General features: G+C 64.8%; 24 protein-coding genes and 2 pseudogenes. 15 read left to right on the top strand and 11 right to left on the bottom strand.

Features of this window, described 5'->3' with window-relative positions:
• Positions 1-24 precede the first annotated feature (24 nt).
• Positions 25-894: an isocitrate lyase/PEP mutase family protein gene (locus LN139_RS09035; RefSeq protein ID WP_236359605.1), complete on the top strand. Its 870-nt coding sequence runs from the start codon at positions 25-27 to the stop codon at positions 892-894.
• A gap of 71 nt (positions 895-965) precedes the next feature.
• Here LN139_RS09035 and LN139_RS09030 read toward each other — a convergent pair whose 3' ends face one another.
• On the bottom strand, positions 966-1,532 hold the full coding sequence (locus LN139_RS09030; protein ID WP_236359604.1) for a TetR/AcrR family transcriptional regulator: 567 nt from the start codon (positions 1,530-1,532) through the stop codon (positions 966-968).
• A 47-nt stretch (positions 1,533-1,579) separates the two neighbouring features.
• On the opposite strand from LN139_RS09030, the gene LN139_RS09025 reads away from it, so the two are divergent.
• A complete protein-coding gene (locus LN139_RS09025; RefSeq protein ID WP_236359603.1) occupies positions 1,580-2,260 on the top strand; it encodes a glutathione S-transferase family protein in 681 nt (226 codons plus the stop codon).
• Here the strand turns inward: LN139_RS09025 and LN139_RS09020 are convergent.
• Positions 2,247-2,591 (bottom strand): gamma-glutamylcyclotransferase family protein, encoded by a 345-nt coding sequence (locus LN139_RS09020; protein ID WP_236359602.1) that lies wholly within the window; start codon positions 2,589-2,591, stop codon positions 2,247-2,249. The genes LN139_RS09025 and LN139_RS09020 overlap by 14 nt on opposite strands.
• 163 nt (positions 2,592-2,754) lie before the next feature.
• On the opposite strand from LN139_RS09020, the gene LN139_RS09015 reads away from it, so the two are divergent.
• Entirely contained in the window at positions 2,755-3,378 is a 624-nt protein-coding gene (locus LN139_RS09015) for a GNAT family N-acetyltransferase (RefSeq protein WP_236359601.1), read from the top strand.
• Positions 3,379-3,382: 4 nt separating this feature from the next.
• Here the strand turns inward: LN139_RS09015 and LN139_RS09010 are convergent, their stop codons facing one another.
• The 8 genes and pseudogenes from LN139_RS09010 to LN139_RS08975 all read right to left on the bottom strand — a co-directional run bounded on the left by LN139_RS09010 (position 3,383) and on the right by LN139_RS08975 (position 7,739).
• Entirely contained in the window at positions 3,383-3,898 is a 516-nt protein-coding gene (locus LN139_RS09010; protein WP_236359600.1) for a thioredoxin family protein, read from the bottom strand.
• Entirely contained in the window at positions 3,802-4,260 is a 459-nt protein-coding gene (locus tag LN139_RS09005; protein WP_236359599.1) for a cytochrome c biogenesis protein CcdA, read from the bottom strand. The genes LN139_RS09010 and LN139_RS09005 overlap by 97 nt, the downstream gene beginning before the upstream one ends.
• 22 nt (positions 4,261-4,282) lie before the next feature.
• Positions 4,283-4,597, bottom strand: a complete 315-nt coding sequence (locus tag LN139_RS09000; RefSeq protein WP_236359598.1) for a hypothetical protein — start codon at positions 4,595-4,597, stop codon at positions 4,283-4,285.
• Between the two features lie 13 nt (positions 4,598-4,610).
• Positions 4,611-5,162: a peroxiredoxin gene (locus tag LN139_RS08995; RefSeq protein ID WP_236359597.1), complete on the bottom strand. Its 552-nt coding sequence runs from the start codon at positions 5,160-5,162 to the stop codon at positions 4,611-4,613.
• Positions 5,163-5,398: 236 nt separating this feature from the next.
• Positions 5,399-6,019 (bottom strand): annotated as a pseudogene (locus tag LN139_RS08990) (virulence factor family protein); the annotation flags it as partial.
• Positions 6,020-6,186: 167 nt separating this feature from the next.
• The gene (locus tag LN139_RS08985; RefSeq protein ID WP_236359596.1) at positions 6,187-6,486 is read right to left on the bottom strand and encodes a hypothetical protein; all 300 of its coding nucleotides are present in this window, start codon (positions 6,484-6,486) and stop codon (positions 6,187-6,189) included.
• A gap of 310 nt (positions 6,487-6,796) precedes the next feature.
• Complete coding sequence (locus LN139_RS08980) at positions 6,797-7,129, bottom strand: hypothetical protein (RefSeq protein WP_236359595.1); 333 nt, start codon at positions 7,127-7,129, stop codon at positions 6,797-6,799.
• On the bottom strand, positions 7,113-7,739 hold the full coding sequence (locus LN139_RS08975; protein WP_236359594.1) for a delta(1)-pyrroline-2-carboxylate reductase family protein: 627 nt from the start codon (positions 7,737-7,739) through the stop codon (positions 7,113-7,115). Before LN139_RS08975 ends, LN139_RS08980 begins: the two co-directional genes overlap by 17 nt.
• Before the next feature lie 314 nt (positions 7,740-8,053).
• Here LN139_RS08975 and LN139_RS08970 point away from each other — a divergent pair, with 314 nt between their 5' ends.
• From LN139_RS08970 to LN139_RS08950, 5 genes are all read left to right on the top strand, one after another.
• Positions 8,054-9,379 (top strand): MFS transporter, encoded by a 1,326-nt coding sequence (locus LN139_RS08970; RefSeq protein WP_236359593.1) that lies wholly within the window; start codon positions 8,054-8,056, stop codon positions 9,377-9,379.
• Between the two features lie 93 nt (positions 9,380-9,472).
• On the top strand, positions 9,473-9,685 hold the full coding sequence (locus LN139_RS08965) for a hypothetical protein (RefSeq protein WP_236359592.1): 213 nt from the start codon (positions 9,473-9,475) through the stop codon (positions 9,683-9,685).
• 136 nt (positions 9,686-9,821) lie between these two features.
• Positions 9,822-11,360 (top strand): sensor domain-containing diguanylate cyclase, encoded by a 1,539-nt coding sequence (locus LN139_RS08960; RefSeq protein WP_236359591.1) that lies wholly within the window; start codon positions 9,822-9,824, stop codon positions 11,358-11,360.
• Positions 11,361-11,441: 81 nt separating this feature from the next.
• Entirely contained in the window at positions 11,442-12,584 is a 1,143-nt protein-coding gene (gene mltA / locus LN139_RS08955) for a murein transglycosylase A (protein WP_442964398.1), read from the top strand.
• A 97-nt stretch (positions 12,585-12,681) separates the two neighbouring features.
• Positions 12,682-13,143 (top strand): MarR family winged helix-turn-helix transcriptional regulator, encoded by a 462-nt coding sequence (locus LN139_RS08950; RefSeq protein ID WP_236359590.1) that lies wholly within the window; start codon positions 12,682-12,684, stop codon positions 13,141-13,143.
• Here the strand turns inward: LN139_RS08950 and LN139_RS08945 are convergent.
• Positions 13,131-14,153 (bottom strand): transketolase-like TK C-terminal-containing protein, encoded by a 1,023-nt coding sequence (locus tag LN139_RS08945; protein ID WP_236359589.1) that lies wholly within the window; start codon positions 14,151-14,153, stop codon positions 13,131-13,133. The genes LN139_RS08950 and LN139_RS08945 overlap by 13 nt on opposite strands.
• Positions 14,154-14,321: 168 nt before the next feature.
• On the opposite strand from LN139_RS08945, the gene LN139_RS08940 reads away from it, so the two are divergent.
• The 7 genes and pseudogenes from LN139_RS08940 (at position 14,322) to purU (ending at position 19,713) form a co-directional block, all read left to right on the top strand.
• Entirely contained in the window at positions 14,322-15,014 is a 693-nt protein-coding gene (locus tag LN139_RS08940) for a LuxR family transcriptional regulator (RefSeq protein WP_236359588.1), read from the top strand.
• Between the two features lie 132 nt (positions 15,015-15,146).
• Positions 15,147-16,341: pseudogene (locus LN139_RS08935) on the top strand (pyridoxal phosphate-dependent aminotransferase).
• Positions 16,334-16,846 (top strand): DUF6190 family protein, encoded by a 513-nt coding sequence (locus tag LN139_RS08930; RefSeq protein ID WP_236359587.1) that lies wholly within the window; start codon positions 16,334-16,336, stop codon positions 16,844-16,846. The pseudogene LN139_RS08935 and the gene LN139_RS08930 overlap by 8 nt, the downstream one beginning before the upstream one ends.
• A complete protein-coding gene (locus LN139_RS08925) occupies positions 16,839-17,636 on the top strand; it encodes a dihydrodipicolinate synthase family protein (protein ID WP_236359586.1) in 798 nt (265 codons plus the stop codon). The genes LN139_RS08930 and LN139_RS08925 overlap by 8 nt, the downstream gene beginning before the upstream one ends.
• Complete coding sequence (locus LN139_RS08920) at positions 17,633-18,481, top strand: iron-containing redox enzyme family protein (protein WP_236359585.1); 849 nt, start codon at positions 17,633-17,635, stop codon at positions 18,479-18,481. The genes LN139_RS08925 and LN139_RS08920 overlap by 4 nt, the downstream gene beginning before the upstream one ends.
• Positions 18,471-18,698 (top strand): Rieske (2Fe-2S) protein, encoded by a 228-nt coding sequence (locus tag LN139_RS08915; protein WP_236359584.1) that lies wholly within the window; start codon positions 18,471-18,473, stop codon positions 18,696-18,698. Before LN139_RS08920 ends, LN139_RS08915 begins: the two co-directional genes overlap by 11 nt.
• A 148-nt stretch (positions 18,699-18,846) precedes the next feature.
• Positions 18,847-19,713, top strand: coding sequence for a formyltetrahydrofolate deformylase (gene purU / locus LN139_RS08910; protein WP_236359583.1), 867 nt, complete (start codon positions 18,847-18,849; stop codon positions 19,711-19,713).
• The last annotated feature ends 5 nt before the right edge of the window (positions 19,714-19,718 follow it).

The following is a 19,718-nucleotide window of genomic DNA, read 5'->3' as shown; positions in this document are numbered from 1 at the left end:
CAATGGCCGTGGTGAGGAACAACGATGTCCAGACTCTCCCATCACGATTTGCGTAACTCGTTTCGCCACCTTCTACAGTCAGATGCCTGCTACCAGACAGCCTCGGTCTTCGACCCGATGTCGGCACGCATCGCCGGTGATCTCGGGTTTGAAGTAGGCATTCTGGGAGGCTCGGTCGCTTCGCTGCAGGTTCTGGCAGCGCCCGACTTCGCCTTGATCACCTTGAGCGAATTCACCGAGCAAGCGACCCGCATCGGCCGTGTGGCCCAGCTGCCGTTCATTGCCGACGCCGACCACGGTTACGGCAATGCGCTGAACGTGATGCGTACGGTGCAGGAGCTGGAGCGTGCCGGCGTGGCGGCGCTGACCATCGAAGACACGTTGCTCCCGGCCCAGTTCGGCCGCAAGTCCACTGACCTGATCAGCATCGAAGAAGGCGTCGGCAAGGTCCGTGCGGCGCTCGAGGCCCGTGACGACAAGGCGCTTTCGATCATCGCCCGTACCAATGCCGGTGTGATTTCCGACCAGGAGGTTGCGCTGCGTGCCAGGGCCTATCAGGACGCCGGCGCCGATGGCATCTGCGTGGTGGGTGTGCGTGATTTCGACCATCTGGAAGCCATTTCCCAGCACATCAGCGTGCCCTTGATGCTGGTGACCTACGGCAACCAGAACCTTACCGATCAGGAGCGCCTGGCCAAGCTTGGCGTGCGCATCATCGTGGCGGGCCACGGTGCTTATTTCGCGTCGATCAAGGCGACTTACGACAGCCTGCGTGCGCAGCGTAATGTCACCCGCAGTACTCAGGACCTGACGGCCAGCGAGCTGACCCACACTTACACGATGCCCGACGAATACGTGAGCTGGGCCCGAGAGTTCATGAACGTGCGCGACTGACCGTGCTTCAGGTTGCTCCAGCGGCACCGCCCGGTGCGCAGGGCAACCTGAATTCAACCTCCCGGCCAAGGTCAGTCGCTACCCTCCTCGCTTATCAATGCCAGCCCCCCGGCCCTGCATGCGGCCAGCAATTCTTCCACCAAGCCTTCATCTTCCAGCGAACGCGCCAATGCCACGCCGCCGATCAGCATCACGGCCATTTGCAGTGCCTGTGCGCGGCTGCCTGACGCCGAAGCTTCCCGGATACGCTCGATAAACTGGCTGAAGCTGCGGGTGTAGCTGTTTCGGACGGCGCGGTCCTGGTGGGCCATGTCGGTGGCCATGAACGCCAACGGGCAACGCAGCACTTGCCCGCTCACATGCTCCGGGCGCAAGTACGCTTGCACCAGCGCGCCAAGGCCTGCATCGCCCAAAGCATCGAGCCTGGCACCGCCGCACTGGGCGGCGTGACCAATGGCTTCGTCGAGCAGCTCGGCTTTGGTGCGAAAGTGATGGTAGAAGGCGCCGCGGGTGAGCCCGGCGTCGGCCATCAGCATGTCGATGTTGACGGCGTCGAAGCCTTGCACCGCGAACAGCCGGGCGGCGCTTTCGAGGATGCGGCGGCGGGTTTGCAGCTTCTGATCTTCGGGCCAGGCCATGGAACGCTCCAGAATATGTTCTTGAACAGATGGTCAGGTGCGAGAGCATGCCAGCCTTCATCCTCAAGAGCGAGTTCGCGATGACATTGCATATCCTTGGCCCCGGTTACAGCTCCCTGGTGCGCAGCGTGCGTTTGTATTGCCTGGAGAAAGGCCTGGAAGCTACCTACGGCATGCACCAGGGCGGCAAACCGGTGGCCCTGCGCAGCCCGGAGCACCTGGCCCTGCAACCGTTCGGGCAAGTGCCGGTGCTGCTGCATGGCGAGCGCGTGGTGTTCGAAACTGCGGTGATCTGCCGTTACCTGGACCAGGCTTTCGAGGAATCATCGCTGGCTCCGGCCGACGCACAAACCCGCCTGGAGGTCGATCAATGGGCCAGCGCGATCGCCAGCACCGTTGATACTCGCGTAGTGCGGCGCTACCTGCTGCGCATCGCCGGGCCCAAGGGTGGCTCGGCCATCACGCCGGAAGAACTGGCGCAGGCACAGGCTGAAGTGGACTTCACCCTGGCGGCGGTCGCTCGCCAGCTAAACAGCAAGCCGTTCCTGTGCGGCGAAGCGTTCACCCTGGCGGACGCCCTCCTCGCACCGATGCTCGATTACCTGGACCGCATCCCGGGTGCGAACTGGCTGAGCAGGCATGGCGAACTTTCGGTGTACCTGCAACGCCTGAAGGCGCGCCCGTCAGGCCAGCAGGTGCTGGTGGCGCCGGACTTCACTGCGCCTTGACGTAGACCCAGGCGTGCAGCCCAGACGCCAGCGGTGCGTCCACCCGCTGGTAGTCGGCCACTTCATAGCTGTCGGCTGCCGCCAGCTCCTGCGCAGTGATCTCGAACACCGTGCCCGTTACCTGGTCGCTGGCCACGCCGCTGTGGCTGACGATCGGGTGATGGGTTTTGCCGCTTTGTTGCAGCACCAACGGGTCGGTGATTTCGACCCAGTCCTGGCGATAGCCGAGCAACGCATCCGGGCGCCCGGCCAGGCGCCGGCCAAAGTTGGCCAGTTGCACCGCTTCGTCTTGCAGGGTGCCGTAGGAAAACAGCAGAACCGTGTCGCTCATTTGAATGCTCCTTGACCAAACGCGCACAAGCCTACCATCGGTTGGCTCCACCGCAACGCCCGGTGCTGCAGGTGCGGTATGATGCGCGCCCTGCTTTTCAACGAGCCGTTATGTTCAGCCTCAGCCATTGGGCCAGCCCGCCCCCGAACCTCTCGCAAGCCAGGTGCAACAGCTGGCGATCGACCACCTCACGCTGCTGAGTGCCTCGGCCCTGCAGCCGAGCAACCCGTTGTATCCGCTCTATCAATACGGCCTGGGGCTCGAAGTGCATCGGTATCTGCAAGCGATGGGCGGCGAGGCGTTGGCGGTGGAGCTGTTGCTGGCAGTGAACGATGCAAACCCCGAGCAGGTGTTGGGCTTTGCTCTTTACCTGCCGGCGCGAGGCGCGCCCGAGGCCTGCGCCCTGCTCTACCTCGCCGTGCTGCCGACCCATCGCGACCAAGGTATCGGCCGTGCGCTGCTCAGCGATATGACCACCCGCTACCCCCACGCAGAGGCGGCCTGCGCCCTGCCCTGCGTCGACTGGTTCCAGGCCCAGGGCTGGCACCTGCTGGGCGCGCTGGGGCCACAAGTGTTGCTTGGCACCCGCCCGCAACGCAGCGCTGGCTGGTTCGAACGGTTGGACGTGGCGCCGATCTTCCGCACCCTGGAGGTGCAGCAGATCCATGCCTACCTGCTCAAACAACACGGCCGCAAGGCGATGCTGGAGGCGGAGAAACAGCGCGATTACCGGCTCGATCAGTTGGAGCGCCAGGCCGCGCTGCGGGCGCGGCCCATTCTGCACTGAAGGATCAAGGCCGAGCGGCCTGCTCCAGCGCCGCCACCACCGTATTGACGGTCAGCACTTGCGGGAGTACCTGCGGCTCCCCGCCATTGGCCGGGTACAGCACGTACAGCGGCAGGCCGCCTTGGCCGAACTGGTTGATAGCGTCGTCCACGTCAGCGTTGAACTGCGTCGAATCGGCAATCATGTAGCGCGTGCCAGTGTGCGCCATGGCCTGTTTGACCGCCTCCTGCGACAGCGCCACCCGCTCGTTGACCTGGCAGGTGACGCACCACGCCGCAGTGAAATTGACGAAGATCGGATGGCCCCTGCCGCGCTCGGCCGCCACGGCCTGCGGCGTCCAGGTGCTACTGGCGACATCGGCCGTTGCTTGCGTGCCCGTGGTGCGCGGCAGGCCGGCCAGCGGCAATGCCAAGGCCAGTACCATCAGCCCGGCGAGTGTCGACAGCGGCCAGTGGCGCGCGCCTTGCAGTTGCCGGCGCTGTGCGCGGCCATGCAACCATGCAGCGAAGCCCAACGCCACGGCCGCGCCCAGCAACGTGCCGACCGCCCGGCACCGGCCTGCAGCGCCAACACCCAGGCTAGCCAGGCAGCGGCGGCCAGCGTCGGGAAGGCCAATACCTGTTTGAGCGTGGCCATCCAAGGCCCGGGGCGTGGCAGCACGCGCCCCAGGCCCGGCAACCAGGCCAGCAAGGTGAACGGCGCCGCGAAACCCAGCGCCAGTGCCAGGAACACCGCCAATGCCTGAGGCGCCGGTTGTACCAGGGCATAACCCAGTGCGCCTGCCATGAACGGCGCACTGCACGGGGTGGCAACGATAATCGCCAGCGCCCCCGTCAATGCAGCGCCCAAAGGCCCTGCGCGTTCAGGCGCAGCCCCGCTCAAACGCTGAGCCGCCAGGCCCGTCTCAAACACCCCGAACAGGTTTCAGTGCCGCGCCCAGCATCACTAGTGCGAGCAGGGCGATCACCAGCGGAGACTGCAACTGAAAACCCCAGCCGGCCGCCACGCCCGCTGCGCGGATAGCCAGCAACACACTGGCCAGGGCCAACATGGTCACCACCACCCCGGCTGCGAACGCTAGCCCTTCCAACCGCGCGTGGCGCTGCTGGTGGGCATGGCGCACCAGGCCCAGTGCCTTGAGCGAAATGATCGGGAACACGCACGGCATGGCGTTGAGGATCAACCCGCCCAGAAAGGCCGCAATTACCGCACTCAGCATCGTCTGTACCTCATCAGGAATGGCTGGCGTGCCATTGCTTGACCGCCTCCATGGCCTTCTGAATGTGGGCCTCGGGGTTGCGGTCGGTGTAGCTCAACAGCACCTTGCCGTCGGGTGCGATCACGTAGGAAGTGCGGTCGGACAAGGTCTTGCCGTCCGGTGTTTTCATCAGCGTCTGGTACTGCTCGGCCACTTTGGCGCCCGGGTCGGCGGCCACGGTGAACTTGTCGCGGCATTCGAGCTTGGAGAATTCGGCGACGCGGTCGAGGTTGCCGGCGGTCACACCGATGACCGTTGCGCCCATCTGCTTGAACTGGTCGGTCGCTTCGGCGAACGCGTGGGCTTCAAGGGTGCAGCCGGCGGTGAACGCGGCGGGGAAGAAATACAGCACCACCGGGCCCTGCTTCAACGCCTGAGCCAGAGAGAAAGGGACTGGCTTGCCGGCCAACGCGCCGTCCAGGGAAAAGTCAGGCGCACTGGCGCCTTCGGGCAGGGCAGCAAAAGCAGGCGCGGCCGAGGCCAGCAGCGCAGCAAACATGAACGGCAAAGCCTTGGATATTTTCATCGAGCGTCCGCTCCTGGGCATTAGGCTCTGTACGAAATGCATCCCAGCTCGCCCATGCTGCGTTGAAAACAGGCTCGGAATGCTCATTTACAACCAGTAAACTCCGCTTCCTCGCCTGTTTTCGCCTTGCCTGGCCTTCGCTGGAATACATTTCATACAGAGCCTAGGGCGCGCGGTTATCGCGCGGTCCCCCAGCAGCATAGCCCAGTGCCACATGGCACAGGATGAAACCACGGTCAGATCACCTGCTGGCGCCCACAGCCGCGGCGATGTGCGATGGCCTCACCCAGGCGCTTGGCAAGGGCCACGTAGTCACTGTCGAAATGATGCCCACCCTCGAGCGGCACCACCTCGCCCACCGCAGGCTGGCCAAGGCAGCCGCTGTCTTTGGCCTCCTTGAGGCCATACACGCAATACACTTTTGCGCAGGCACCTTCGCAAGCTCCGGGCCGGTCAGGTAATTGCCTTCGCCAGTGCCCAGCCAGCCTTCGATGCGGATCTCGAAATTGGCACTGTGTGCGAAGGCCAGGAGGATCATGCTGTCCACCGATTGCTGATCGGCCTCCGGCAAGCGATTGTAGATCGCAGGCAGCACGTCGGCGCCAAACGAGTACCCTGCCAGCACGAAGTGCCGAGCCCCCACTTCTGCCGATACTCGGCCATCAGCCGCGCCAGGTCCTCGGCGCTCTGCTCGGGGCTTTGGAGCTCCAGTGATACTTAAGCGTATCCACACCCAGCACCGGATTGCCCAGGCTGGCCATGGTCTCGCCCACCTGCTTGTCGATGTCGCGCCAGCCGCCGTCGCCGGAATAGAAAATGGTGACCGTGTCCGACGCCTGCGGCGCGGGCATCTCGACCACTTTCATCGGTTCGTTGGCATCGTCGCCCGGCAGGCTCAGGACCGAGGTACGCAGGTAGTTCTCCAAACGCTCGCCAGGCTGCTCGCCCGCCCCCTTGCCCAGCAGCAGGCGTTTACCGGCGTGGGCACCGTCTGGCATGCACGGGCCTTGCGGTCCATCCATCGCTACGGCACGGGCGCCACTGTGGTGCTGGGCGTCGACCCAGCGCGTGGCCAGCCCACCCCTGCTCCGGTTCCTGCCAGCAGTGTCGGCGCATTGGGCAGTTGCCGCAGCGCCTTGTTCACTGCGCTGGCCTGTTGCTCGCAGGTACCTTCCGGGACGCTCACCTGCACCAACTCCGCAGACGCGTCGAGGCTGAACTTTTGCAGATCATGAGCGCTGAGCAATTGCCCTTGGGGCATCAGCAAGGCAACGGTGTGAGCGCTTTTACCGCGTGGGACGACCCGCATGACAGCATCGGACATCTGCTCCACCGCAGGTAATGGCGGCGGCAAATGCGGGCGATGGGGTTTGGCAGGATGAACAGGCAAAACCAGATACAACGCGGTACTGCTCAACGCGACGACAAGGCACACAGTGGCCCAAACGCGAGGTTTGCCAGGCATGGAAAAGGTCTCGAAAGCATGTTGTTATGCCAGGCCTGTAGCAACGTTGCCGGGTAGATGCCCCGGGCTTCCTTGAAAGCAGAGATCCCTGCGCGTTGGCCTGCGTTGGCCTGCGCCTGTGCGATTGCAACAGGCCTGATACACGGCCAAATCATAATGCCATTAATGGCTAAATACTAGCCACCTGACCAAAGCTTGATGCCTGCCAGGCCACCCTTCCCGCAGCAAGGTCCCAGGCGCCAGTGCCGACGCTTTTGAAGGCCACAGGTTTCGCCAAATCCAGCTCCCCACGCAGTGCCTGCGCGAGGGATTTCACCTGCCCCCAGTCGACGCCGGCACGGAGCAGGTCGCCGGCCTCGTGCCGCGCCCCGGCAGGCTCATCGGCCACTAACTGGCTGCCACCCAGCACCTGCGCACCCAGCTCGGCCATCTCCGGCTTGAAGGCCCCTACGCCGATGACCAATCGCCCCACCTGTGCCGGCTCGTCAGTAGATCGTTTCAAGGCTGGTGGTCAACGTAATCACCACATCCACGGCGTGCGGCAGCACTTGCGGGCAAGGGGCCAGGTTCGAGTGCCAGGGCGCGCAAGCCTGACAGAACGCCTCGGCGCTTTGCTGGCTACGGCTGCGCACCCACACCTTCGCTTGCGGGTACAGCGCCGCAAGGGCCTGAACGTGATGGCGAGCCTGCACGCCGGTGCCGTAGAGGAGTACTTCGCGCGGCGCGGCAGGCAGCAGCGTGCGGATGGCCAGCAGGCTTACGGCAGCGGTGCGTCGGCCGGTCACTTCCGGGCCGTCGAGCACGGCTTTGATCTCGCCCGTGCGCGCATCGCACAGGCTCACCGCGCCGTGAATCGTCGGCAAACCCAGTGCCGCATTGCCTGGCTGTACGTTCACCAGCTTGTGGATGGCCAGGTCCGCCGCGGTAGCGGGCATGCTCAGCATCACCCCGCCCTGCCCCAGCGGCACGACCATCCGCTCGGGGCTCGGAATGGCCCCACGCTCCAGCTCGGCCGCCGCCACCGCAATCGCGTCGACCAGTGAGGGGTAATCGAGCAGTTGCGCAGTACCGTGAGCGTCGTAAACCTGAATCTGAGCATTGTTAGGGGCCATGCGAAGCTCCGTCCGGAGGTTGGAATAAATGCAGGCCCTTTTCCTACACAGCCTGCACCTTGTCGGTCAATCCTGCGCTTGAAGCGGCCCTGGCATCCACCCTCGCTTGTCAGCGACCCACCCTCGCTTTACCGCGACATCCTGCCGCAGGCGCTCTGGACAGGCCCTTTGGCGCTATGCAGACTTTTCCCGCACGGCCAGCTCCACCACCCTTTCGGATCATGCCCGCCGCGGCCCTTTCGCGACCGACGCGCCCCGCTGTGCCCACGGCAGAGCCCGCTGCACAGGCCAGCCGATCCCCCTCCGGAGATAACATGAATAACAATCCATCCCTCGAAGACGCGCCGCTCAATGGTTTTCATCAATGGCTGACCGTGAGAAGCGGCGGTGGCTCCTTCGTCGACGGCTATGTGCTCAGCATCATCGGCGTGGCCATGCTGCAGATGACAGCTGCCTTGAGCCTGAGCAGCTTCTGGCAAGGCCTGATCGCCGCGTCTGCACTGATCGGCATTTTCTTCGGTGGATTCGTCGGAGGCTGGCTGACCGATCGCTTCGGGCGTAAGCGAATCTTCTTCGTCGGGCCGGTGATGTTCGTGCTGTGCTCGCTGGCTCAACTCTGGGCACCTTCCGGGGAAGCGATTTTCTTGTGCCGCCTGCTCCTGGGGGTGGCCATCGGTATCGAATACCCGGTGGCCACCGCGCTGCTGGTGGAGTTCCTGCCGCGCAGGCACCGCGGCCCTCGCCTGGCGACATTGACCATCGCCTGGTTCGCCGGCGCCGCCTTCGCCTATCTGGTGGGCGAGCTGTTGCTTCACTACGCAGGGCCAGGCGCCTGGCGGCTGGTGCTGGCCAGCGCTGCGCTGATTGGCACGCTGCTGCTGATGATCCGCCTGGGCACGCCGGAGTCTGCTCGCTGGTTGCTCAAGCATGGCCGCCGCAGTGAAGCGGACGCAGTCATTGCCAAGGTTTACGGTGCCGGCTTCTCTTGCGCCAACCTGCCCGAAGAGCCCCAGGCCCGGCGGGCTTCCTGGGTGAGCCTGCTGCACAGCGGTTATGGCAAGCGCATGTTGTTCGTCACCCTTTTCTGGACCTGCTCGGTGATCCCGGTATTCGCCGTTTATGCCTTCGCGCCGCAGGTGCTCAAAGCGTTGAACCTGGAAGGCAGCATTGCCTCGCTGGGGTCGGTGGCAATTACCCTGCTCTTCGTGGTCGGCTGTGTCCTTGCCACCCGCCTGCTCAATGGCCTCGGCCGGCGCAGCACGCTGATCCACAGCTTTCTCTGGTCGGGCCTGGCGCTGTTGGCGCTCGGCATGCTGCACAATGCCCCCGCCCCGGTAATCCTTGTGCTGTTCGGCGCATACGCGCTGTTCATCGGCGGTGCCCAGGTGCTGCAGCTGGTCTACCCCAATGAAATTTTTCCGACCGAAATCCGCGCCCAGGCGGTGGGCGTCGGTACGTCGCTGTCGCGGGTGGGCGCGGCAGTCGGCACCTGGCTGGTGCCGCTCTCGCTCGACACCCTTGGCATCGAACACACCATGTACATCGCGGCGCTGGTGACCTTCGTCGGCCTGGGCGTGAGCTGGGCACTGGCGCCGGAAACCCGAGCGCTGAATCTTCAGCAAGCCGCCTCGCTCGGCTGAAGTGGCCCAGGCAACCCTTCCGACGAAATGCCCGGAAATGGGATCCCTTGCGCGCTATACCTTGAAGGACACCCTGAGCGAGAGGACACCGCCATGGCACCCTTCACTGCGAATCTTCAGGCCGGAGACGCCTGGGAACCCTACGAACCCGGTGAAAAGGCACCGGCTTCCGGCATCTACCGATGCGAACATTGCAACCAGGAGGCCACGGTGATACGTGGCCATGAACTGCCGCCGCGCGGCCACCATGTTCACAGCTCACCGCTGTCGATCCGCTGGCGCCTGGTGGTGAAACGCAACGAGTAGCTCCGGGCGGGTACCGCAATGCCTGCCCGTAGTCAAATCATGCAATAGCCCGTTACAATCGCCGCCCACGGGGCGGGTGCCCCGGTACAGGCCTGCGTGCAACCGCAGGCCCCCGCCGTATTGTTTCGAGACCCACATGCCAGGACGCAACGGGCCCTCCGCCTTGCTCGCCGCTACAAACGCGGTGCCGCACACCAGTGGCACACGTATCGTTCGCCTCTCCCTGATTTTCATGTTGCTGGTGCTGGCCACCTTCATTGGTGTAGAAGGTTGGCGCGCCTGGCGCGATTACCAGCAGGCTTATGCGGGCGCCCGTGACTCGGTCATCAACCTGGCCCGCGCTACCGCCCAGCATGCCGAAGACGCCATTCGCCAGGTCGATGTACTCACCGATGCACTGCGCGAGCGGGTCGAAGGCGACGGCCTCGATCACCTGGACGTTGCGCGCATCCACACCTTGATGAAGCAGCAAGCACAGATCATCCCCCACCTGCACGGGTTGTTCCTCTACGACGCCAACGGCCGCTGGGTGGTGACCGACAAGGACGGCGTGCCAGACGGCGCCAACAACGCCGACCGCGACTATTTCGAATACCACCGCACCCACAGCGACCGCCGTGTGCGCATCGGCGCTGTGGTGAGCAGCCGCTCGACCCAGGAAATGATCATTCCGGTGTCGCGGCGGCTCAACAACCCCGACGGCTCTTTCGCTGGCGTGTTGCTGGGCACCATCCGGGTAAGTTACTTCGTCGACTACTACGGCGATTTTCGCATCGACGACCGCGGCGCACTGGTGCTGGCGCTGCGCGACGGCACCATCCTGGTTCGCCGGCCGTTCAATCAGGATGTGATCGGCACCAGCCTTACCCAGAGCGAGATTTTCAAGCGCTATCTGCCGCAGTCCAGCGAGGGCGTGGCCGAGGTCAAGGCTGTGGTTGACGGCACCACGCGGCTCTACGGCTATCGCGCGCTCGGCAGCTATCCGCTGGTGGTCGAAGCGGGGCTGTCGCGAGATTCCTATGTGGGGCCGTGGTGGCGCGACCTGGTCAAGACCGGGCTGGTGCTGGCGGTGATGGTCGCTTGCCTGTCCGGATTCGGGCTGATCGTGCTGGGGCAGATCCGCCAGCGCGTGGCGATCGACCAGCAATTGCGCCTGGCGCACCAGCGGGTGCGCGAGATGGCGCTCACCGACAGCCTCACAGGGCTGGGCAACCGCCGCCGGCTGGACGCAGAGCTGGCCGCCGAGATCGCCCGGGCTGGCCGCCAACAGGCGCCGTTGGCCTTGGTGATGCTGGATGTGGACTACTTCAAACGCTTCAATGACCAGTACGGCCATGCGGCCGGGGATGAGTGCTTGCGGCGGGTGGCGGAGGCCATCGCCGGTGCCTTGCAACGGCCCACAGATCTGGCAGTGCGGTATGGTGGCGAGGAATTCACGGTGCTGCTGCCCAATACGGATGCACGCGGGGCGGCGCAGGTCGCCCAGGCAGTCCTCGCCGCAGTCCGTAACCTCGATATCCCTCACCAAAGCAGCCCCCATGCCCGCGTGACCGCCAGCGCCGGCATTGCCGCGCGCCTGCCTTCCGCGCCGCTGGGTGCTGAAGCGTTGCTCAGGATCGCCGACGAGCAGTTGTACATCGCCAAGGCGCAGGGGCGCGATGGGTGGCGCGGGTAACACACGCCCCCAAGCTTATTTGACCTGGCGCGCCCCTTTGCCCAAGCTAGCGAACTTTGCCCGCTCTGGAGCCTGCCCGCCGTGTCGTTTCTCACTCCCCGCCCCTGGCGCGCCCTGCCCGCAGCCCTGGTCATCTCGCTCGCCGCGCTGACCGGCTGCAACAAGAACGAGCCGCCCAAAGAGGCCGAACCGGTCGCCACCTACACCAAAGCCAATTGGAGTGACCTGCCCGCCAGCAGCGACACCGACCTGCTGGCCGGTTACACCGCCTGGCGCTCGGCCTGTACCCGCCTGGCACGCGACCCGGTCTGGAGCCCGGTCTGTACCGAAGCGGCGAAGGTGCCTGGTGATGCCGCCTCGGTTCGGCGCTTTCTCGAAAACCAGCTTCAGGTCTACAGCCTGCGTTCGGCCTCCGGCCCCAAAGGGCTGATCACTGGCTACTACGAACCGGTCTATCCGGGAAGCCTCAAGGCAGACGCCCAGCACAACGTGCCGGTGTATGGGATACCCAGCGACCTGATCACCGTGGCGCTCGACAGCGTCTACCCCGAACTCAAGGGCAAGCGCCTGCGCGGGCGGCTCGATGGCCAGGTGCTGCGCCCCTACGACGATGCCGCCACCTTGCGCACGAAGGGCAGCAAGGCTCCCGTGCTGGCCTGGCTGACCAACCCGATGGACCTGCAATTTCTGCAGATCCAGGGCTCGGGGCGCATTCATCTGGAAAATGGCCAGCAGCTCCGCATCGGCTACGCCGACCAGAACGGCTACCCCTACAAGCCCGTTGGCCGCTGGCTGGTCGAGCAGGGCCTGGTGCCCAAGGACGAAGTGAGCATGGGCCGCATCCGCGACTGGGCCCAGGCCAACCCGGGCCGCGTCGATGAACTGCTCGACAGCAACCCCAGCTATGTCTTCTTCAACGCCCGGCCAGACAGCCCCGAAGGCCCGCGCGGGTCGCTCAATGTGCCGCTGACTGCCGGCTACAGCGTGGCGATCGACCGCAAGGTCATCCCGCTGGGCAGCCTGATGTGGCTGGACACCACCCGCCCCGACGGCGCCGCGGTGACGCGCCCGGTGGCAGCCCAGGACACCGGTGGCGCCATCGCCGGCGAAGTGCGTGCCGACCTGTTCTGGGGCACTGGAGATGCCGCTGGCCAGTTGGCAGGCAACATGAAGCAGGCCGGCCGCCTCTGGCTGCTCTGGCCCAAAGGCGTGCCGTTGCCCTGAATGCCCTGCCCCAGCCGCGCTGACGTTGTAATTGAATCTGGCGCGAATGGGGCTATGATCGCTCCTCCACAGCGCCCGCCCAGACACTGGAGACTTCATGGTCGCCGCCACGCCCGACCTTTGGTACAACTTCATTCGCGCGCACCGCTGCCTGATCCGCGAGATCGAACGGCGCCTGGCCGAAGAAAAGCTGCCGCCTTACGCCTGGTACGACGCGCTCTGGGGCATCGAAAGTGGTGAGGATGGCGCCCGGCGCATGCACGCGCTGGCCGACGCAATGGCGATCGAGCGCTACAACCTCACGCGCTTGGTCGACCGCCTGGAAAAAGAACAACTGGTCACCCGCGAAAAAACCAGCGAAGACGGGCGAGGGTCGATTGTCCGTATCACCGACAGCGGCCGCGCCCTGCGCAAGCGCATGTGGGCCATCTACGAACAGGCGGTACAAGACCTGTTCCTGGTCGAGTTCGACGTTGACCAGCGAGCGCTCTTCACACAGGCGCTGCAACGAGCCAGCGCCAACGCCGTGCGCAGCCGCAAGGCGGGTCAGGCCAACTGATAGCAGCTCCAGGCCTGGCGAAGCACTTCCGGGTACAAGGTTCCATTGCGCACCAGCGTCTGCAACGCAGCGACCACGATCCAGTCTCGGTTCAAGGGCTGCCCTGGCCCCAGGCTGTCTGAACCCAGGGCGATGAAAGGGGCGGCCAGGTGCGGCTTCAATTGCGCTGCAACGTATTCGGCGTAGGCCGTCACCGCGACCACCGGCGCTGCGGCTGAGCCAAGGCAGGCGTGCAAGTGGCAAGGCTCCGGTGCCTGGCTGGCCGCGCAGGCTGCGGCATCCCGCGCGAGCCGGGTGTAGCTGGGGCAGCTCCACACCTGGGCGATGATGCCCCAGTCAGCGAGCAACCGGTCGGCCGCTGCGCGCACCTCTCGCAGCATCGGCCCGCTGCCCAGCAAGCGCACGGCCGGTGGCAGGTCGATCACGTCGTAAATGCGGTACATGCCCCGGTACGCGTCCGAGCGGTCGCACGCCAACCCTTCGCCAGGGCCATCCTGCAAGTCCATGTAGATAACACCGGTGGCGCCCTGCACATACAACTCATCCAGGGCGCCAGCCAGTATCGCCTTCGCCTCCTCTCCACACGCCGGGTCGAACGGCGTGCAGTGCAGGTCGGTGGATGACCACGCGGGCAAATGGCGGGCGAGCGCGTCACTGTGGCGTGCGATGTCGTTCAGGATGATGCCGCGAGCATTCGAGGGGGCCGCCAGTGCCGCCAACCGGCTGCGGCTCATGCCTCGCGTGAGATGCAACCACGGCCGCGGGGCGTCAAGGCATTGCCGGGCGAGCTCGGCAATGCGAACACCGTGGCCTGGCGTTGCCCAGTCCGCTCGGTCGTCGAGCACCCACAGATGATCCCGGGTAGAGGGCGCCTTGCGCAACTGATCCACCAGGCCGGCCAGGCAAGGCAAAGGCGCCTCGCAAGCCCAGCCGCTTCGCTGAATATGCTGGATGCAGGCGCGTGCCGCCATAGCAGTGCTGATAGCAGATTCCGACGGATGACGGCCCATGGGTGAAACTCCTGGCTGGCCTTGCGATATGCAATAGGGATAATGCAGACTCGTTGCACATGCAACCAGAAAAGGATGGCGCACCGCAATGGCTGCCAGCCGCCCCACCCCAAGACCGCGGCCTTTTCCGGTACCGGCAAGCCAGATGGCATAACGCCGAGATCGCTCATGACCACCACTGCGCCGCTGCCCTTGCCGGGCCAGGATCCCCACTTGGCCGGGTTGGTCGAACACCTGCCTTTCGACATCACCAGCCCTCTTACCTATTTCACGGTCGACAAACGCACCGAGCGGCTCTCTCACTTCACCTCCAGTTTTCCGATGCTCTGGCAGCGCGAATATCGCGCCCGCGGCTTGCACCGTGTCGACCCCCTGGTCGCCCATGGCATAGAAAGCGTGGCGCCGTTCGCCTGGGCTGAAGCGCCACCGCTCAAGCCGGGCGCCGTGGCAACGCTCTATCAATCCCTGCTGGCCGAATGCGGGCTGATCGAAGGTTACACCTTCGTGGTGCACGACCCGCGCCAGCGCATGGGGTTGCTTAGCCTGTTCAATCGTGAGCGTGACCCCGGCTTCGAGCGGCAGATCCAGCGCTGCAAAGGCGCATTGCAGATGGCGCTGGTCGCCTTTCACAGCCACATGAACTGCGGCGCTGTGGCATCGCCCCTGGAACAGCCGCTGACGCCACGCGAGCACTCGATCCTCGGCTGGGTAGTCATGGGCAAGTCCTACAGCGAGATCAGCTGCATCTGCGACATCAGCGAGCGCACGGTAAAATTTCACATGGCCAATATCGTGCGCAAGCTCGACGTGCACACGGCCAAACAGGCGGTCTTCGAGGCCACCCGGCTGGGCCTGGCCTGAGCCAGCCTGCCTAGCTGACGGGTTGCTTGCGTGGCGGTCGCCTGCACCTAGGTACAGTTACCGGCACAGGCTGAAAAACCAATGATGGCCGGGCGTTCGAAACGCTCAACCCATCAAAGGAACCCGTTCACCATGCACCTTTCCACCCCACTGGCCAAACCCTCCCAAGCGCCGGCCGCGCATGACATCACCCAGCATGAGATCCACGCGCTCAAGACCCGCCATAACCTCGCCGACGCGCACACTCACCAACGCCAGAGCCCCAGCCAGGCGCGCATCGTGGCCAACCTCCCGCAGCTGTGGGAACGCGCGCAGAGCCAGACGCAATACCAGAGCGAGCAGGCCTTCATCCAGGCGTTCTATCGCTTCCATGGCCAGCATCACGCACTCAAGCGCAGCGACGAGATCTACCTGGTGTACGCAGCCTCCGTGGCCATGCACATCACCGCCACTTACCTGCGCAAACATAACCTGCGCGTGGGCCTGATCGAGCCGTGTTTCGACAACCTGCACGACCTGCTGGCGCACATGCAGGTGCCCATGGCGCCCCTGCCCGAAGCGATCCTTGCCGACCCTACCCAGGTTTACCGACTGCTTCAGGCTCACGCTGCCGAAGTGGACGCGGTGTTTCTGGTCGACCCCAACAACCCCACCGGCAGTTCGATGTTCGCCGATGGCCACGAGAGCTTCATTGAAGTGGCACGCTACTGCCGGGATCACCGGCAAGCTCCTGATCCTCGACTTCTGCTTCGCGGCGTTTCTCAAGACCAGCGGCCGCACCCGTGTGGACGCCTACGCCCTGCTCGACGCCATGGGCACCGAGTACCTGGTGATGGAAGACACCGGCAAAACGTGGCCATTGCAGGACACCAAATGCGCAACGCTGATGAGCAGCCCTGAGCTCAATGCCGAGATCTACAGCATCGTCACCAGCGTGCTGCTCAACGTTTCGCCGTTCGTGCTGCAACTGGTGACCGAGTACATCAACGACAGCGCCGCCGATGGCTTCGCCTCGGTGCGCGATGTGCTCGATACCAACCGGCGCATCGCCCGCCAGTATCTGGACGGCACTCTGCTGAGTTATGTGGAGCCCGCCGTGGAAACCAGCGTGGCCTGGTTCCGCATCCGCAAAGAGGGCCTGTGCGGTGACCGCTTGCAAGGCTACCTGCTGCAACACCAGGCGTACGTGCTGCCGGGGCGGTTCTTCTACTGGAGCGCTCCGGAGCAAGGCAGCGGTTACGTCCGCCTGGCCCTGGCCCGCGAGCCGGAAGCCTTCGAAGCGGCCATGCAGGTGATTCGCGCCGCGCTGGAGGCCTACGATGCCTGACGCCACCCCCATCATCGATGCCAGCTGGTTCATGGGCATGCACCACCAGCAGCCGGAACTGCGCGCCCGATCGCTTGCGTTCTTCACCGGGCATTACCTGCGCCAGGCGTGGATGAGCTTCAGCCAGATCGGCATCTGCGACGCCATCATCTGGAAAAAGCCTCGCGAGTTGCAGGACCTGTACTACCCGTTCATGGACGTGCTGCATTCGCAGATGCGCATCCAGCGGGCCGGCTACTCGGACGCCGTCGTGCTGCGCGCTGCCAGCGATGAGGCACTGGCTGCTTTGCCAACGGAAAAGCGTTTGCTGGCCGCCCACGTGCTCGAGTGCCAGGCCCCCTTCTTCACCCATGACCTCGACTTTCTGGCGTGCCCTGCGCTGCAGCCCTGGCTTGCGCAGCCGAATACCGGCCTGGCGCCCGGCCACTTCCCGGAAGGCTTGCAGCGGTTATATGAGGCGTCGTTGGCGCTGAGCATTCAGGCGGAGGACCTCGAGCATGTCTAGGCCCAAGGTGTTAGTGCCCCTGGTGACGCCGCTGGATGCCCAGGGCGAGGTATGCGAGCGCTCCGTGCAGCGGTTGATCCACGCCTGCGGCGCGCTGGTGGATGGGTTCATCCCCTGCCTGACCTCAGGCGAAGGCTGGCGCCTGAGTGCGCGGCAGTGGGCCGACATGCTCCGCCACACGTTGCGCCATGCTGGGCCTGAGCATCAGGTGGTGGCCGGTATCGAGCTGGCGACCACAGAGGCCGTCATCGAGCGCGCGCGCCTGGCACAAGCGCTTGGAGCTACGGCAATCATGGTGACTTCGCCATTCGGCGCAGGCGCCCCGCAAGAGCGGCTGTTCGAGCACTACCGGCAGGTGCATGAAAGCACCGCCCTGGCATTGATGGTCTACAACGAGGCAGCGCTTTCGGGGAATGAAAACCTCGAAACCCTGCTGCGCATCGCTCGGTTGCCACGGGTCATCGGCCTCAAGGATTCGCCCAGCCAGCCGCGCACGCAGGCCGAGGTGGACCAACTGCGCCAGGCCGGTATCGCCTATTACATCGGCTGGGAGCACCAGTTGGCAGGGCCACTGCACAGCGACGGCAATGTGGTCTCGCTGGCGAACGTGGAGCCCGCGCTCTGCCGGCTGGCTTGCGAGCACGGGCAAACGTACGTCGCCGCGCTGGTCGCGCAGCTCGATGCCCATCACCAATTGGCCGAGCCGGACTGGTACGCCCACCTCAAGCACGAACTGGCGGCTCGCGGCACCCTCGCCTGCGCAGCCACCCTGCCGGAGCTCACCCCATGACGCTATCGCACAAGCTGCTGTTTCGCGCCAACCGCGCCCTGATCGACCACTTGCAGCCGATCGAGCCTGCGTTGCTGGCGTTCGAACGGCAGTGGATCGAAACCTTGACGGCGAGAACACAAACGCCCGAACAACCGGCCACGCTTTCGCAGTGGCGGCGAATGTTCGATGCATTGATCGCCCAGGACACCGCCCACGAACCACCCAGCGCGCGCTATGTCGCCGAGGCGATGACGCGCGACGAGTTCAAGGTTCTGGTGCAGGCCTTTGCGCTGGACGGGCTGACCGAGGCCCAGGTGTTCTATCACCTGATGCCGCGGCTGAGCCTGGAGGCGCAGATGCCGATGGTGCGCATGCTGCTCGACGAGTTCGGCTGCGGCAACCTCAAGCGCTCCCACACCACGCTCTACAAGGCACTGTTGAGCGAGTTGGGCATGCCTACCGACCTGCCCAGCCACATCGAGGCGACCAATGAGGCCGGGTGCGCTTTCGCCAACCTGTTCTGCTGGCTGGCGATGCGTGCCGACGACCCGTCCTGGTTCGCCGGCATGATCACCTACTTCGAGACCGTCGTGCCGACGGCTTTCGGCTGTTACACCGCTCTCTGCCAGAGGCTGGGCATCCAGGCCCACGCCTACTACAGCGAACACGTGCACATCGATGTGTTCCATGCCCTGGAAGGCCAGCGGTTGCTCAAGGCGATGGACAACAGCGGCGCGCTGGACTGCCGCAAGGCCTGGCAAGGCGTTTGCCTGGGGCGGGCGGTAATCGATGAGGCGTTCGAGCAGGCTGTGCAGGATGCGCGGGCGGGCTCGCCAGGCCAGGAGGTGGCCCATGCCGGATGACAACCCGGTAGCACCCACCTTCGTGGTCCGCATCGGCCAGGCCAGCTACGAGGTGCCGAGCCTGTGCCCACACCGGCAGGGGCGGCTGGCGCACGGTATGGTCAACGCGCAGCGGCGCACCATCACCTGCCCCCTGCACTTCTCGGTGTTCAGCCTGGAAACCGGCGAGCAAGTGAGCGGGCCGCCCTGCGGTTCGCTGGCGTGCCGCCGCCTCTGACCTGCTGACGGTGTGCCGGCGCGAACCCTTCGCGCTGGCACATTGATGCTTGAGCGCCGCTCTCTGGTAATATCTGCCGCCTGCCCGGCCGGGGCCGCCGTTCGGCGCAGCCTGCCCAGGCCATTACCGCTTCGTTCAAGGACCCTTCATGCCCGCTTCAACCTGCAACTTCGTGCTCAAAGTCAGTTGCCCCGCAACCTCCGGTATCGTCTCGGCGGTGACCTCCTACCTGGCGGACTCGGGCTGCTACATCGGCGAAATGGCGCAATTCGACGACCAGAGCAATAACACCTTCTTCATGCGCGCCGTGTTCCGCTTCAACGACGGCGCAGCCAACGACATCGAGCAGATCAAGGCCGGCTTCGAAGCTGTGGCCGAGCGCTTCGAGATGAGCTGGGAGCTGTTCGACAGCCGCCAACCCTTGCGCGTGCTGCTGATGGTCAGCAAGTTCGACCACTGCCTGCGCGACCTGCTCTACCGGCACAGCAAAGGCGAGATGAGCATGCAGATCACCGCGGTGGTGTCCAACCACCTCGACCTGCGGCACATGGCCGAGCGCGAAGGCATCCGCTTCGTGCACCTGCCGGTGAACAAGGACAACAAGGCCGCTCAGGAAGCCGCACTGATGTCCATCATCGAAGACACCGGCACAGAGCTGGTCGTGCTGGCGCGCTACATGCAGATCCTCTCCGACGACCTGTGCCGCAAGCTTTCGGGCCGCGCGATCAATATCCACCACTCGTTCCTGCCCGGCTTCAAGGGCGCCAAGCCTTACCACCAGGCGTTCGAGCGGGGCGTGAAACTGATCGGCGCCACCGCGCACTACGTCACCAGCGACCTGGATGAAGGCCCGATCATCGAGCAGGAGGTGCAGCGCGTTGACCACGCCTACCTGCCTGAGCAACTGGTTGCCATCGGCCGTGACACCGAAACCATTGCCCTCTCCCGCGCCGTGAACTACCACCTGCAGCACCGGGTGTTCCTCAACCACGACCGCACAGTGATCTTCAGATGAGCGAA

It is taken from the genome of Pseudomonas sp. KNUC1026 (genome assembly GCF_021650705.1).
In the GTDB taxonomy this organism is placed as follows: Bacteria; Pseudomonadota; Gammaproteobacteria; order Pseudomonadales; family Pseudomonadaceae; genus Aquipseudomonas.
This window is presented reverse-complemented; position numbering and strand designations above follow the sequence as displayed.